The sequence below is a fragment of the Citrobacter sp. Res13-Sevr-PEB04-36 genome (assembly GCF_015672735.1).
Classification (GTDB): Bacteria; Pseudomonadota; Gammaproteobacteria; order Enterobacterales; family Enterobacteriaceae; genus Citrobacter.
On the sequence record NZ_JADABY010000045.1, the window covers coordinates 121,378 to 136,998 of the forward strand.

Consider the following 15,621-nt stretch of genomic DNA (forward strand, 5'->3'; position numbering starts at 1 on the left):
GCACAATCACGCACGATGTATTCCAGATCGATTTTTAGGTCTTTTTAGGTTTTCGGGGTGGATTTTAAGCAGAAAATGACAAAAAGTTATATAAAAAGGTGAGTTCATCGGTTTTAAATATTAAGAATACCTGCTAGCAAACGTTTGCTTTTCTGTTCTGGTCAGATAAAATCACCGCTTTTCCACCATGGGATTGCCTCTGATGTCCGTTAACGCCGTAGAGTCAACAAGTGCGCAACCGGTTGCGCAGGCTCACAACAGTGAACTGATTTACCGTCTTGAAGATCGCCCCCCGTTAGCCCAGACCCTGTTTGCCGCCTGTCAGCACCTGCTGGCGATGTTTGTCGCGGTGATCACGCCTGCTCTGCTTATCTGTCAGGCGCTCGGTTTACCGGCTCAGGATACTCAACACATTATCAGTATGTCGCTGTTCGCATCCGGTGTAGCGTCCATCATTCAGATCAAAGCCTGGGGGCCAGTCGGCTCGGGGCTGTTATCCATTCAGGGCACCAGTTTTAACTTTGTGGCACCGCTGATTATGGGCGGCACGGCACTGAAAACCGGCGGTGCGGATGTCCCGACTATGATGGCGGCACTGTTTGGCACGCTGATGCTGGCGAGCTGCACGGAAATGGTTATCTCGCGCGTACTGCATCTGGCGCGCCGTATTATTACCCCGCTGGTCTCAGGCGTGGTGGTGATGATTATCGGCCTGTCGCTGATTCAGGTAGGCCTGACGTCAATCGGCGGCGGCTATGCCGCAATGAGCGACAATACCTTCGGCGCGCCGAAGAATCTGATGCTGGCCGGCGTTGTGCTGGCGCTGATTATTCTACTTAACCGCCAGCGCAACCCGTACCTGCGCGTGGCATCACTGGTGATTGCTATGGCCGCAGGCTACCTGTTGGCCTGGTTTATGGACATGTTGCCGCAAAACACCGCCCCGGTGAGCCAGGACTTCATCATGGTGCCAACGCCGCTGTACTATGGCCTGGGCATCGACTGGAGCTTACTGCTGCCGTTAATGCTGGTCTTTATGATCACCTCGCTGGAAACCATTGGTGATATTACAGCGACGTCCGATGTCTCCGAACAACCCGTCTCCGGCCCGTTGTACATGAAACGCCTGAAAGGTGGCGTACTGGCGAATGGCTTGAACTCGTTTGTTTCTGCCGTGTTCAACACCTTCCCGAACTCCTGCTTCGGACAGAACAACGGAGTGATTCAGTTGACCGGCGTAGCCAGCCGCTATGTTGGTTTTGTGGTCGCACTGATGCTGATCGCACTGGGTCTGTTCCCGGCGGTCAGCGGGTTTGTACAGCACATTCCTGAGCCGGTTCTCGGTGGTGCCACACTGGTTATGTTCGGCACCATCGCCGCCTCCGGAGTGCGTATTGTCTCTCGTGAGCCGCTGAATCGCCGCGCCATTCTGATTATTGCGCTGTCTCTGGCCGTCGGTCTGGGTGTGTCTCAGCAGCCGCTGATCCTCCAGTTCGCCCCGGACTGGGTGAAAAACCTGCTTTCCTCGGGAATTGCCGCGGGTGGTATTACCGCTATCGTTCTGAACCTCGTTTTCCCGCCAGAAAAGCAGTAAGCGACGTGCGGCGTTGATTCAGAATCAACGCCGCTGTTACGCTCTTTCACCATTCCCGCCTTGAGGATTGCGCGTAAATCGTGCATAACTTGACTATGTGCACTTCGCGGGATGGAAGACCATGAAATTTATTGGAAAGCTGCTTCTTTACGTGCTGATTGCCCTTGCAGTGGTGATCCTCGGCCTCTATTTTCTACTGCAAACCCGCTGGGGCGCAGAGCATGTCAGCGCCTGGGTCTCAGAAAACAGCAGCTACCACCTGGCTTTTGATGCCATCGACCACCGGTTTTCTTCGCCCTCCCATATTCTGCTGGAGAACGTCACCTTTGGTCGGAATGGTCAGCCCGCCACCCTGGTGGCAAAAGCTGTTGATATTGGACTGAGCAGCCGTCAAATCACCGACCCACTGCACGTCGACACCATTCTGTTGCAAAACGGTACGCTGAATCTTTCCCCACAAACCGCGCCGCTGCCGTTCCAGGCCGATCGCTTGCAGTTGCAGGATATGGCGCTCAACAGCCCCGGCAGCGAGTGGAACCTCAGCGCCCAGCGTGTGAACGGCGGCGTGATCCCCTGGACCCCTGAAGCCGGAAAAATACTCGGCAGCAAAGCACAGATCCAACTCAGCGCCAGCTCATTGACACTGAACGATGTTCCCACCACCAACGTGCTGATTGAGGGCAGTATCGACAACGATCGGGTCACGTTAAGCACTATTGGCGCCGATGTGGCGCGCGGCGCATTGACCGGCGTGGCGCAGCGAAACCCCGATGGCAGTTGGATAGTGGAGAGTCTGCGGCTGAACGACATCCGGCTGCAAAGCGATAAGTCACTGACTGACTTTTTTGCCCCGCTGACCACCATTCCCTCTCTGCAGATTGGTCGCCTTGAGGTAACAGATGCCCGTCTGCAAGGCCCTGACTGGGCGGTAACGGATCTCGATCTCAGCTTGCGCAACATGACCTTCAGCAAGGACGACTGGCAAACCCAGGAAGGCAAACTGTCGATGAACGCCAGCGAGTTTATCTACGGCTCGCTGCACTTCTTCGATCCCATCCTCAACGCCGAATTCTCACCGCAGGGTATTGCGCTACGCCAGTTCACCACTCGCTGGGAAGGTGGCATGGTCAGAACCTCCGGCAACTGGTTGCGCAATAACAAAGCGCTTGTCCTCGATGATGCCGCAGTTGCCGGTCTGGAATACACGCTGCCGGAAAACTGGAAACAATTGTGGATGAAGCCTCTGCCCGCCTGGCTGAGCAGCCTGACGTTGAAGAAATTCAGCGCCAGCCGTAATCTGGTGATTGATATCGACCCCACTTTCCCGTGGCAGCTCACCGCGCTGGACGGTTACGGCGCCAACCTCGGGCTGGTACAGAATAACCAGTGGGGGATCTGGAGCGGCAGCACCACACTTAATGCCGCGGCAGCCACATTTAACCGTACCGACGTGCGCCGCCCTTCGCTGGCGCTCACAGCTAACAGCAACACCATCAATATCAGTGAACTTAGCGCTTATACGGAAAAAGGACTGCTGGAGGCCACAGCCAGCATCTCGCAACTTCCACAGCGCCAGACGCAAGTCAGCCTGAACGGACGCGGCGTGCCAATGACTATCCTGCAACAGTGGGGATGGCCTGTGCTACCGCTTTCCGGCGACGGCAACATCCAGCTTACCGCCAGTGGCAATATGCAGGCAGATACGCCGCTGAAACCCACCGTGAACGGCCAACTGCATGCGGTGAATGCCGACAAGCAGCAGGTGACGCAAACAATGCAGGCAGGTGTTGTATCAGGCAATGAAGTCACAGCCCCACCACCTGCCCAGTAATGTAATGTCCGGTGGCGCTAATGCTGCCGGGCTTACACGCCCTGCCCCCATAAACCATCATATTCGCGGCATAGCAGCCATTTCACCGGCTCATCCTCTTGTATCGTCGGGAATCGATCGCCCGGTTCAAGAAAGTGATTGTCGTGCTGGTCGTCATTCACCATCGAGATTTCCCAGCCCAGAACAAACGCTTTCTCAGCCCAGAAGCGATGATACAACCGCGGAGGAAGACACACACCCTGCCCTGGTTTCAACACCAACGTATCACCGGGCTTAACGGTTCGCCGCTGGCCATCGACACTAACTTCAACAATGCGCCGAGTGTCATACTGCGCATCGGGCATGGCCCACGCCAACTGCATACATAAATCACCGCCGCCACGATTCACAATGTCTTCCATTTTATGCGTATGAAAATGCCACGGTGTTTGCTGATCCTGCTGAATTTGCAGCATCTTTTCGGCATACGGTTTAGGGTAATTTGCCGAGCCCAGCAGACCATTGCGCAACGTCAGTAACGTCAGTCCCGTTTGCGCAAAATCTCCACGACCAAAGTCGGTAATGTCCCAGCCCAGTTGCAGGTCGAGCACTTCACGCCACAGAGTTCTATCCTGTTGCCGCCAGGCGTCGACGGTAAAATACGCAAAGTCAGGCAGACAGATTCGAAAAGTCTCGGCGATGGCATGCGCTTTATCGACGGCATAATTAATGTGTGAACGCTTCATTCCACTTTTCCTTGTTGCGAAAGAGGCGGGTCACCCCGCCTGCATGCCGTTAGTAAAGTGATGCTTTTCCGGTTGAGCCGAACAATTTCATTTTGTGGCGGATCACATCCCGCGCGGCGCTAATGGCTTCCGGATAGATCACATTCGGGTCCCACCAGGTTTCTTTTGCCAGGATTTCACGGACTTTCTGGAAATAGGCATATTTCATATCACTGGAAATGTTGATTTTACCCACGCCCAGCGTAACGGATTCGGCAATTTCCGCATCCGGATTCGCTGAACCGCCGTGCAACACGAGTGGAATACTCAGCCGCCCGGCGATATCGCGCAGGATGTTCATTTGCAGCTCAGGCTGCATACCTTTCGGGTAGATCCCGTGTGCAGTTCCAATCGCCACCGCCAGCGTGTCTGCACCAGTACGGGCGATAAAATCCTCTGCCTGAGCAGGGTCGGTATAAGTAACTTTCGACACGCCGCCTTCCACTGAAGTCCCGGTTTGACCAATCGTACCCAGCTCACCTTCCACCGAGACGCCTACGGCGTGCGCCAGTCTGACCACTTCCTTCGTTAACACCACGTTCTCTTCATACGGCAACAGCGAGCCGTCAATCATCACCGAAGTAAACCCGCACTGAATCGCCCGCAGCACATGCTCCACCGAGGCGCCGTGATCCAGATGCAGCGTAAACGGCACCGGGCTGCGCAGGGTGATATCGCGGACATAGCTAAAAAACGCATCGCCGACAAAATCATGTTCACTGGGGTGAATGGAGATAATCGCCGGGGTGTTGGTTGCTTCCGCTTCTTCCACCACGGCACGCACGAAGCAGCTGTCTGCCACGTTGAATGCGCCAATAGCAAAGCCGTGCTGACGGGTCGGTTGCAGTAATTCTTTCATCGAAACTAACATGTTAATTCTCCAGTTTCAGGGTGTAGAAAGCCCTGCCAGTGCGTCATCGCAGAGGCATAGAAGGCGTTACAGAAAATGAATCAGGCTTTGCCGATAGCGCCGCTGGCCTGTAGGTACGGAATAATGGCTTCCTCGCAGGCCTGTTCCATCAGGGCCAGGGCATCAACGAGTTCACAAGATTTGTCGCGACACAGGGTATGCAACAGCGCGGCCTTTCCAGCTTCGAAGACAGCTGCCCCAACGTTTATCTTGGCGACGCCAAACGTCGGACAACGTTGGAGCTGGTCAAACGGCGTGCCGCTCCCCCCATGCAGCGCCAGTGGTACTGTCGATAGATGTGCTATCTCCTCCAGTCGCTGAAAATCGATGGCCGGGGTCACGCCGGGGGCGTACATGCCATGCGCCGTACCAACCGATACCGCCAGTAAATCGATCCCGGTTTGTTGAAGAAACGGTGCAATGTCGGCGGTTTGGGTCATCAAATCGACGTTAGACGCATGATCATAACGCGGGGCGTCGGCCAGATGGCCCAGCTCACCTTCCACACACAGCTGCACGCTGGCGGCAAGTTCCACCACCGCCCGGGTCTGGCGAATATTCTCTTCCAGAGCAAACGCAGAGGCGTCGATCATCAGACCGCTGAATCCGGCGCGGAAAGCCTGGCGAATGCGTACAGGATCCTTTCCGTGATCTAACGCCAGCGCAACTGGTACCGAGGCGTCTTCCGCCAGCATTTTGACTACCGCCGCCGCTATCGGAGCCGGAAAATGCTCCAGATGCCCCTGATACAGATTCAGAATGATCGGCGCATGATATTTCTCAGCCACCCGTACCGCCGCCCGGGCACTTTCCAGGTTCATACAGTTGATGGCCAGCAGCGCATACTGCTCACGCCAGGCTTTCATCACCATGCTTTTCATATCGGCAAACATACGGCCTCCGGTTATTCCAGGGTGAAGGTGATCTCTTCGTCTTTCAGCTTTTGATCGCTAAGTTCATCAAACTCTTCGTCACGCTCGGTCACCGGTTTCTTCCACAGCGACAGCATGACGCCGCAAATCACCGTGCCGATCCCCAGCGCCAGGCAAAACAGCAGCGGATGCGTAAAGAGTGGGACCACGAACATGCCACCGTGCGGTACCGGGCTTTCGACGCCCCACACCATAATCAAACCACCCGCCACCGCCGAGGCCACTACGCAGGATCCGACTACACGCAACAGGTCGCGTGCGGCAATCGGAATAACCCCTTCGGTTATCATGCAGATCCCCATCGGGAACGCCGCTTTCAGCGCCTCGCGCTCCGCACGGGTGTACTTGTGACGCGTTAGCAGGAAGGAGAGCGTAATGCCGAACGGAGGGATCATCGAGCCGACAAACTTCACCGCTTCCGGGCCGTACACGCCGCTGACCAGCATGCCATCCGCAAACAGCGACATGGTTTTATTCACCGGCCCGCCGAAATCGAATGTCGCCATTGCACCGAGGATAGCGCCCATCAGAAAACGTGACCCGCCCTGCATAGACTCCAGCAGATGAATCAACGCGTCCTGCAGCCAGGCAATCGGCTTGCCAATCAGCGTCATCATCAACAGTCCACCAATGACAGTGCTCAGCACCGGCAGTACCATGATGGGCATCAACCCCTGCATCGACTGCGGCAAACGGATATAGCGTTTGAGCAGCAGGACGGTATAGCCGACCAGAAATCCGCCCAGCATCCCGCCAATAAAACCGGTATGAATTTCGCCGCAGACAAAACCGACAATCAGTCCAGGCGCAAAGCCGGGGCGATCGGCAATGGAGTAGGCTATCGCCGCGCTAATCAGCGGTACGATTAACCCCATCCCCCAACCGCCAATCTGGTTGAGCATCCAGGGTATGGTTCCGGTTTTCTCGCCGACGTTAGTGCCGCCAAGTATTTGCCCAAGGGCAATACAAATCCCTGCCGCAACGATTAACGGGATCATCCACGAAATCCCCGTTAATAAATGTCTTTTTATTTCCTGTGATAGTGGAACTGTATTTTCACTCATGTGAGTTCCCTCCAGAATGAGGATCGCTACTGGTTTGTCGTAACCAGCGATTTTTCAACCTTTTCAAGAAACTGAATAGGAGACTTAATAACAATTTCCGTTTTCACTCGCACAATACGTTTATTTAAAAATCGTTCTTCCCCTTTTATTTTTACATCCACAGCGAGAATCACGACATCAGCAGAAGAAATATCATCTGCCAGCAGTTCGTTTTCCGTGCCGATGGTACCCTGGGTTTCAACTTTAATATTATGACCAAGCGCTTTGGCACCTTTAATTAACTTCTCACGAGCAATATAGGTGTGCGCAATACCCGCCGTACAGGCGGCAACACAAACAATATTCATAACATACTCCACATTTTATTTAGCAGACATTGGATTCAGCATATTGGCTAAAAAGCTCAATAATCTTTTGTGGACTACTTTCAACTAAGAGTTGTTCAATAATGTCGTCATCTGCCAACGCGCCGGCAACCTGCGAGAGCAGACGAATATGGGTGGTGTTCTGATCTTCAAGGCGAACGGCAAACAGAATGATGCACCGCACATTGCTGCCGTCCAGGGTTTCCCACGGGATATCCTGACGGGTACGTCCAATCGCCAGCGTTGTATTGACCACCGCCGAGGATTTCCCGTGGGGGATAGCAATATGATTTTCAAAGCCGGTTGACCCCTCGGACTCACGTAGCCAAACATCCTGAATAAACGTTTCCCGACAGCTAATTGCCCCATCTTTTTGCAGAATATCCGTCAGTTCCTCAATAGCCTCCGTTTTGTTTGTAGCTTTCATGTCCAACATAACGCGATTCGTATTGAGTATTTTCGTGATGTCCATCAATCATACCTCATGGAGTTCATGACATTAATTTTCAACGACCAGCGACGTCGCTCGATGTAATTTTTCCGTAATAACCGTTTCCGTTACCCGCTTAATATCCGCTTCATTGAAGAAGGCTGTGACATACACGACCGGCATGGCAACAGCGGGCAAATTAATCGTCGATACCACCAGTTCAATATCGTCCGTCAGTACGGAGGGCAAACTACCTGCCGACACCACGCCGACGATAGTCCAGTCAGGGAAGGCGCGCAGAATGCGGCTTTTGAGTAAGTGAGAGGTGCCAATACCGGTTGAGCAGACCAGCAGCACGCGCTTACGCGCTATCTGACGCTCCATTGCAGCCTGAAAATGCACGGTTAAATACCCCACTTCATCTTCTGACACGGTCCGATCGCCCCAGCCGCTAAATACCCGATTCACTGCACATTGGGTCAGACGCCAGACGTCCTGCAATTCCCCTTTGATATCGTCCAGCAGCGGATTACGGATGCGAATCTGGTAGTTCAGTCGGTTAATCAGCGGCTTAATATGAATCAGTAATCCGTCATACAGCGCGGTGTCCTGGCTGAGATCGCTGTCGACCATTTCAGCGAAGGTGGCAATCAGCCGATGGGTAATTAACCGCGCTTCATCACTGGAATGCATATGGCCAATTGCGCTCACATCGTTATGTTCTTCGATAACGACACCGGATGAGATAATATATTGATAAATAAACCAGACTTCGTCTTCCGGCAGCGGATGGGCAATGCGTTTTTCGATATGCTGAATCATGCGTCTGGCAATAGAAAAGATGTTCTCGTCACATAACGTGATGCTCTCGTCCTTCCTCGGTAATGCATTTCCCCGCGTGATGCGATACATCATGATCAGAATATGGGTAAAGATATTAACGTAATAGGGTTCGCCCAGCGACCAACACAGATCGTTCTCCATTTCTTGCAGCAGCGTCTGGACGAATAAAACATCTTCTTCACCGAAGTAATGGACTAATGCTTTATAACTGCCGGGATCAAGGCGTGAATAAACCACGCTTCCGGGTTCATTATGGTTAATTATCCCGTTAATCAGCGATGCCATCGCCTGACGCACGCCGCTCTCGCTGCCTTCGATATGCGTTCCACTCTGACTACGGATCAACGATAAACCAAGCGGGGTAATCCAGGATTCAATCACTTTCAGATCGTTAACTATTGAGGCGCTACTGATGAAATAACGTTCAGATAATTTATTGATCGACGTCTCATGTGGCGTTTCGCTTAACAATTGTGATGCTATCTTGACGCGTCGTGAATTATTCATCATGCCATCAGCATCATCACCTTCTGCTCCTAATAACTGGTCCAGATACAAAAGGTCAGTAATATTATTGGCATTTAATAGCACCCCCGCACCGGCACGCTTATCGATGGATATTTTCCATTCCAACAACCATTGTTCCAGTAACCGGATATCACGCTGCACGGTTTTCTCTGAAACAGATAAATACTCAGAAATTTTCAGCAGCGTGACATATTCCTTCCGGGACAGAAGGAATTTTAATAATCTGTTTTGTCGAGAGGTAATCATTTGCATTATTTACCCTTATCACACACCAGATTAAATATCTAAAGAAGCATTTATGCTCCACGTGTAATCCGTGATGATAAATATAAAAGGACTACGATGTGTCAACAATACTAAATCGTGTCCTGTATTCCGGACAGAAATAAGATAAAAAAGGAAAATAGTGAGATATTTACAGCGCAGATCACATTTTTTGTGTGAATTAGAGTGATAGCGCTCGCAAATATGGGCAGGTAAAAATTTATGGCAGGTTTTTTTTGATTTTCAGAACTGGAACGCTGCACGCACCGCTGTGCCGGATAAAGCATATCCGGCACCACGTCGACACACGCTTACAGGGTAATCGTCAGCGCATCACCTTCCGGTGTTACTACTACACCCCACTCGCTGCACGCATATGAACCGCCCTGTACACCGCTAACCTGCAGAATATTACGCAGACACAGCGTCCAGTTATGCGCTTCACCTTTACCTTTCACGGTGACAATGTTGCCGGTACGTTTCGCCTTCAGCGTGAAGATAACCGAGCCGTCAGCGGCCGGCACTTCGCAGACCGCCTCCCGTCCGTCTTGCAGATGGAAAAGCTGGAACGCCGTCCCTTCGTGCCATGCATAGTCCGGTTTCTGGTTATTGCTGCCCAGCGCCAGCAAGGTATTGTCGCGCACATAGATTGGCAGACTCAGGAAATCATGCTGTTGTTTATGCCAGCGGCTGCCAGCTACCTCATCATTACGCCACAAATGCGTCCAGCGTCCTTCCGGCAGGTAAAACTGTACATCACCCGCTTCAGAGAACACCGGAGCCACCATCACGCTGTCGCCCAACATATACTGGCGGTCGAGATAATCACACGCCGGATCGTCCGGAAATTCCAGCATCATTGCGCGCATCATCGGCGTACCGTGCTCGCTGGCGCGCGCCGCTTCACGATACAAATACGGCATCATGCGGCATTTCTGTTCGGTGAAGTAGCGCACCACATCGCAGGATTCGTCGTCATACGCCCATGGCACGCGGTAGGATTTACTGCCGTGCAGGCGGCTGTGGCTGGAGAGCAGCCCAAACGCACACCAACGCTTGTAGACGTGCGCTGGGGCGGTATTCTCGAAGCCGCCGATGTCATGGCTCCAGAAGCCGAAACCGGACAAACCGATGGACAACCCGCCGCGCAGGCTTTCCGCCATCGACTCGTAGTTGGCGTAGCAGTCCCCGCCCCAGTGCACCGGAAACTGCTGCGCGCCCACGGAAGCAGAACGAGCGAACAGCACCGCCTCTTCTTCTCCCACGGTCTCTTTCAGCACATTCCACACCTGTTCGTTGTAAATGAACGCGTAATGGTTATGCATTTTCTGCGGGTCAGAACCGTCAAACCACTGCACATCCGTCGGTATACGTTCACCAAAATCGGTCTTAAAGCAGTCCACTCCGATACCCACCAGTCCTTTCAGCTTGTTGGCATACCACTCGCAGGCCGCAGGATTGGTGAAGTCATAAATCGCCAGCCCCGGTTGCCATTTATCCCATTGCCAAACTGAGCCGTCCGGACGCTTGAGCAGATAACCTTTATCTTTCAGTTCATTGAATAGTGGGGATTTCTGACCGATGTACGGATTGATCCACACGCAGACCTTCAGCCCTTTCTCCTTCAGGCGACGGATCATGCCTTCCGGGTCCGGGAACGTCACCGGATCCCACTCAAAATCGCACCACTGGAAGGCTTTCATCCAGAAGCAGTCGAAATGGAAAACGTGCAGCGGCAGATTGCGCTCAGCCATACCGTCGATAAAGCTGTTCACCGTCGCTTCATCGTAGTTGGTGGTGAACGAGGTGGTGAGCCACAGGCCGAACGACCACGCAGGGGGCAGCGCCGGACGACCGGTAAAACGGGTATAGCGATCCAGCACCGCTTTCGGCGTTGGGCCGTCGATGACGAAATATTCCAGATACTCGCTTTCCACGCTGAACTGCACCTTTGACACCTTCTCGGAGCCAATTTCAAACGACACACACTGCGGATGGTTCACCAGCACGCCGTAACCGCGATTGGTGACATAGAACGGGATGTTCTTGTAAGACTGCTCGGTACTGGTGCCGCCATCGCGGTTCCAGGTTTCCACCGTCTGGCCGTTACGTACCAACGCGGTAAAGCGCTCCCCCAGCCCGTACACCGTTTCCCCAACGCCCAGATCCAGGCGCTCAAACATATAGTTTTTCCCGCTATTGGTATCCTGAACGTAGCCGTTATTTTTCAACTGACTACCAGTGATGCGCTCGCCGTTGCGTAAAAAATCAAGCGACCAGAACTCGCCTTTGGTGACACGTACGCTCAAGTTACCGCTCTTCAATTCGGCAAATTCAGCGGTATTCTGCATCTCAACCTTCACATCATGCAGCATATGCAGCGGATAATGCGGGCCGGTATCCAGCGCGCCCTGGAAGTGTTCCATTCGCACGCCAACCACGCCTTCCTGCGGCGAGAAGAAGCGTAGAGTAAACAACGGGGTATCCAGTTGCCAGGTACGTTCACGCACGTCACGCGGCGCAACATAGACCACCATCTCGTTGCCCTGTCGTTCAACCTCGAACACCTGGATTGGGTTAGTCACATTCAGGCCAGGCTGAATCAGCCAGTTTCCATCGCTAATTTTCATAATTGGTTCCTTAGTTCTGTAATTCTTTAGTCGTGAAATCCTGCTGATTACGGCGCGCACCCTGCGCCAGCTGGCGCATGATTTCAGTCAGATAAGGGGTTTTTAGGGTGTAAAAGCGTTTGGCAATCACGGCACTCAGCAGGTAGCAAATAGCCGGGACAATGGTGAACAGGCCGATGATGATGCTAATGGTGGCGCTGTTTTGCGTTTTCGCTGCAGCATCGTAACCGCCGCCCGCCAGCATCCAGCCGATCATCGCCCCACCGAGAGCCAGGCCCAGTTTGAGCACGAACAGTGTTCCCGCAAAGCTGATGCCCGTCAGACGTTTACCATTGCACCACTCACCGTAATCAACGGTGTCGGACATCATTACCCACTGGATTGGCGTCACAAGCTGATGCAGGACGCCAATCACGAAGATAAAGACGAACATGGTGATATTGGCGTGCATCGGCACAAAGAACATCGCCAGACTGACGACCGCCAGCAGGGCGTTCGTCCACCAGAAGACACTGACTTTGCATTTCCAGTCGGTTAGCGGTTTTGCCAGCGCAGAGCCGATCAGGTTGCCGACGCAATAGGTGGTGAGGAAGGCGACAAACACTTCCGGCGTGCCCAGAATCCAGGTGACGTAATACATCATCGCCCCGCCGCGAACGCAGACGGCCAGGATGTTGAGGATGGTCAGCAGGCCAACGATGCGCCACTGATCGTTGTACCAGATGTCGCGTAGGTCTTCACGCATTGAGGTGCTGCTCGGTGCTGCCTCCACACGTTCTTTGGTGGTGAAGAAGCAGAATGCCAGCATCAGAAACGCCACGACCGAGAGCACGGCAATCCCGCCCTGAAAACCCAGTGCTTTATTTTCACCGCCAATCAGATTCACCAGCGGCATCATCAGGACAGTGGAGAGCATGCCGCCCGCCGTTGCCAGCACAAAGCGCCATGACTGCAGAGAGATGCGCTGCGTTGGGTCATTGGTGATAACACCGCCCAGCGCGCAGTAGGGAATATTCACCACGGTGTAGAGCAGGGTCAGCAGCGTGTAGGTGATTGCGGCATAAATCATTTTGCCGTGCAGGCTGAGGTCCGGCGTGCTGTAGGCAAGCACACAAACCAGACCAAACGGCAATGCGCCAAACAGCACCCACGGGCGGAATTTCCCCCAGCGCGAGCGGGTACGGTCGGCCAGCAACCCCATGCAGGGGTCAGAGATGGCATCCAGCGCACGGGCCAGCAAGAACATGGTGCCGACAAATCCGGCAGGGATACCAAAAATATCGGTATAGAAAAACATCATATAGAACATTACGTTATCGAAGATGATGTGGCTGGCGGCATCGCCCATACCATAGCCAATCTTCTCTTTAACAGACAGAATCTCACTTTTCATTACGCATCCTTGTTTGCACTTTCACACGCACTGATACCGGTTACAGTTCTTGTAAACCATCCCTGTGAGTGCGGGTATTCCGATATCTCGTTATCAAATTACGATTCTTGTTTTCTGTGATCGGGGTAGCGTCAAAAAATAAACATCACTGTAACTTATGGATTTTGTAGGGATTTATATGAAACCGATCATGGTATAGCGAAACGGAAGTTAAAAAAGTGAGTGAGGGGGTGTGGAAACGTTTGGAAGTAGCTATAATGCGCCCCGCCTCCATGTAGCAATCGAGGCGCGGAAGATCGTCATCTCCGGTGAGGTGGCTGGACTTCAAATCCAGTTGGGGCCGCCAGCGGTCCCGGGCAGGTTCGACTCCTGTGATCTTCCGCCAATTTGCCTCTCCTGAACTCCACTGTCTCAATTAAATCCCCTATAATACCCGCAATTACTGCTGATTATGTTCTCCCGAGGTCAACTGTCTCTATCAGAATCAAGTGTATTCTGGGGGCATAATGGGGGGCATGATTTATAGCCCCATTTTGAGATGCCCCCAATGAAGCTAACAGTCAGACAAATCGATACAGCCAAACCCAAAGAGAAGCCGTACAAGCTATCTGATGGTAGAGGCCTCTATCTTGAAGTAACCGCCAACGGTTCACGCTACTGGCGTTTAAAGTATCGTTATGCAGGTAAAGAAAAGCGCCTCGCCTTTGGCGTTTATCCTGAGGTGTCTCTTGCTCAAGCCCGTGAAAAACGTGAAGCTGCGAAAAAGTTACTATCTGCTGGAAGCGATCCCGGAGAGCTAAAGAAAGCAGAGAAAATCGCTCAAAAGCTCAACTATGAAAATACCTTCGAAGCTATTGCCCGGGAATGGCATCAACTGAGAACGGATCGTTGGTCGTTACGTTATCGTGATGAAATTATTGATACCTTTGAAAAGGATATTTTCCCCTACATCGGTAAGCGTCCCATAGCTGAAATTAAGCCCATGGAATTGCTGGAAACTCTTCGCCGGATGGAAAAACGTGGCGCATTAGAAAAGATGCGTAAAGTCAGACAGCGCTGCGGTGAAGTATTCCGTCATGCGATCGTGACCGGACGCGCTGAATACAATCCTGCACCTGACCTCGCTACAGCCCTCGCAACACCAAAGAAAACGCATTTTCCTTTCCTAACTGCCGAAGAGCTTCCTCACTTTCTTAGAGATCTTGCAGGCTATACCGGGAGTGTTATTACCAAGACTGCAACTCAAATCATCATGCTTACAGGGGTACGAACTCAGGAATTACGTTTTGCCCGTTGGGAGAATATTAATTTTGAAAAGCGTCTCTGGGAGATCCCTGCTGAAGTCATGAAGATGAAACGACCACACATCGTTCCGATGTCGGATCAGGTTGTAGAGCTCTTTGAGTCACTTAAGCCTATTACCGGGCTGTACCCACTTGTATTCGTCGGACGCAATGATCGAACGAAGCCGATCTCAAAGGAAAGCGTTAATCAGGTGATTGAGTTATTGGGATATAAAGGAAGGCTGACGGGGCATGGATTCCGCCACACGATGAGTACTATCCTGCATGAAGAAGGCTTTAACTCAGCGTGGATTGAAACGCAGCTTGCGCATGTGGATAAGAACGCGATACGTGGGACGTATAACCATGCTCAGTATTTGGAGGGGCGCAGGGAGATGATGCAGTGGTACTCAGACTATTTATTTGATCTATACCATGAACGTAGAATCTTACATGCGGTAGTGTAATAAACTGATATCTATGGTTTTATATGCTTTCTGTGTATATCTAACCTACCGCTCGATTTTGCTCTGATTCTCATTTATAGTTAACAGCATCAGCTAGTTACATACAGCATTGTTCAAAGTATCTCTATGCAAAGCTATTGAGTGCATCAATTGCGGTAGCCTTACTTGCAGTAACTGGTATGAGCTCATACCAGTTACTGCAAGCAATTTTATTACCAGTGTGAAAATATTTCAGGTGAGATAATTGTCTATTACATCTTCCCAGCAGTTTTTATTGGATGAAATCAATAAAAGTATTAACATAATAAAGTGCAAGGCAAAAT

12 protein-coding genes and 1 tRNA gene are annotated in these 15,621 nt (G+C 52.2%); 4 read left to right on the plus strand and 9 right to left on the minus strand.

What is annotated here, in order from left to right:
• The first annotated feature begins 202 nt into the window (after positions 1 to 202).
• Both xanP and IMQ48_RS14545 read left to right on the plus strand, forming a co-directional pair.
• A complete protein-coding gene (gene xanP, locus IMQ48_RS14540) occupies positions 203 to 1,594 on the plus strand; it encodes a xanthine/proton symporter XanP (protein ID WP_196209599.1) in 1,392 nt (463 codons plus the stop codon).
• Positions 1,595 to 1,715: 121 nt separating this feature from the next.
• Positions 1,716 to 3,425, plus strand: a complete 1,710-nt coding sequence (locus IMQ48_RS14545; RefSeq protein ID WP_196209600.1) for an AsmA family protein — start codon at positions 1,716 to 1,718, stop codon at positions 3,423 to 3,425.
• 32 nt (positions 3,426 to 3,457) lie between these two features.
• On the opposite strand, the gene IMQ48_RS14550 is transcribed toward IMQ48_RS14545, so the two are convergent.
• The 9 genes from IMQ48_RS14550 to IMQ48_RS14590 all read right to left on the minus strand — a co-directional run bounded on the left by IMQ48_RS14550 (position 3,458) and on the right by IMQ48_RS14590 (position 13,548).
• On the minus strand, positions 3,458 to 4,150 hold the full coding sequence (locus IMQ48_RS14550; RefSeq protein ID WP_196209601.1) for a D-lyxose/D-mannose family sugar isomerase: 693 nt from the start codon (positions 4,148 to 4,150) through the stop codon (positions 3,458 to 3,460).
• A 49-nt stretch (positions 4,151 to 4,199) separates the two neighbouring features.
• Entirely contained in the window at positions 4,200 to 5,060 is an 861-nt protein-coding gene (locus IMQ48_RS14555; protein WP_196209602.1) for a ketose-bisphosphate aldolase, read from the minus strand.
• Positions 5,061 to 5,140: 80 nt separating this feature from the next.
• Positions 5,141 to 5,992 (minus strand): class II fructose-bisphosphate aldolase, encoded by an 852-nt coding sequence (locus IMQ48_RS14560; protein WP_196209603.1) that lies wholly within the window; start codon positions 5,990 to 5,992, stop codon positions 5,141 to 5,143.
• Positions 5,993 to 6,003: 11 nt separating this feature from the next.
• Entirely contained in the window at positions 6,004 to 7,095 is a 1,092-nt protein-coding gene (locus IMQ48_RS14565) for a PTS fructose transporter subunit IIC (RefSeq protein ID WP_196209604.1), read from the minus strand.
• A 26-nt stretch (positions 7,096 to 7,121) separates the two neighbouring features.
• Positions 7,122 to 7,442 (minus strand): PTS fructose transporter subunit IIB, encoded by a 321-nt coding sequence (locus IMQ48_RS14570; protein WP_196209605.1) that lies wholly within the window; start codon positions 7,440 to 7,442, stop codon positions 7,122 to 7,124.
• Positions 7,443 to 7,461: 19 nt separating this feature from the next.
• Complete coding sequence (locus tag IMQ48_RS14575) at positions 7,462 to 7,932, minus strand: PTS sugar transporter subunit IIA (RefSeq protein ID WP_196209606.1); 471 nt, start codon at positions 7,930 to 7,932, stop codon at positions 7,462 to 7,464.
• Between the two features lie 27 nt (positions 7,933 to 7,959).
• Positions 7,960 to 9,513 carry a transcription antiterminator gene (locus IMQ48_RS14580; protein WP_196209607.1) on the minus strand — a complete coding sequence of 518 codons (1,554 nt, stop codon included), beginning with the start codon at positions 9,511 to 9,513 and terminating at the stop codon, positions 7,960 to 7,962.
• A 323-nt stretch (positions 9,514 to 9,836) separates the two neighbouring features.
• Positions 9,837 to 12,155 (minus strand): alpha-xylosidase, encoded by a 2,319-nt coding sequence (yicI, locus tag IMQ48_RS14585; protein WP_196209608.1) that lies wholly within the window; start codon positions 12,153 to 12,155, stop codon positions 9,837 to 9,839.
• Positions 12,156 to 12,165: 10 nt separating this feature from the next.
• Entirely contained in the window at positions 12,166 to 13,548 is a 1,383-nt protein-coding gene (locus IMQ48_RS14590; protein WP_196209609.1) for a glycoside-pentoside-hexuronide family transporter, read from the minus strand.
• Between the two features lie 290 nt (positions 13,549 to 13,838).
• Between IMQ48_RS14590 and IMQ48_RS14595 the strand changes: the two genes are divergently transcribed.
• Positions 13,839 to 13,933: transfer RNA gene (locus tag IMQ48_RS14595), tRNA-Sec, on the plus strand.
• A 162-nt stretch (positions 13,934 to 14,095) separates the two neighbouring features.
• A complete protein-coding gene (locus tag IMQ48_RS14600; protein ID WP_019078030.1) occupies positions 14,096 to 15,298 on the plus strand; it encodes an integrase arm-type DNA-binding domain-containing protein in 1,203 nt (400 codons plus the stop codon).
• Positions 15,299 to 15,621 lie beyond the last annotated feature (323 nt).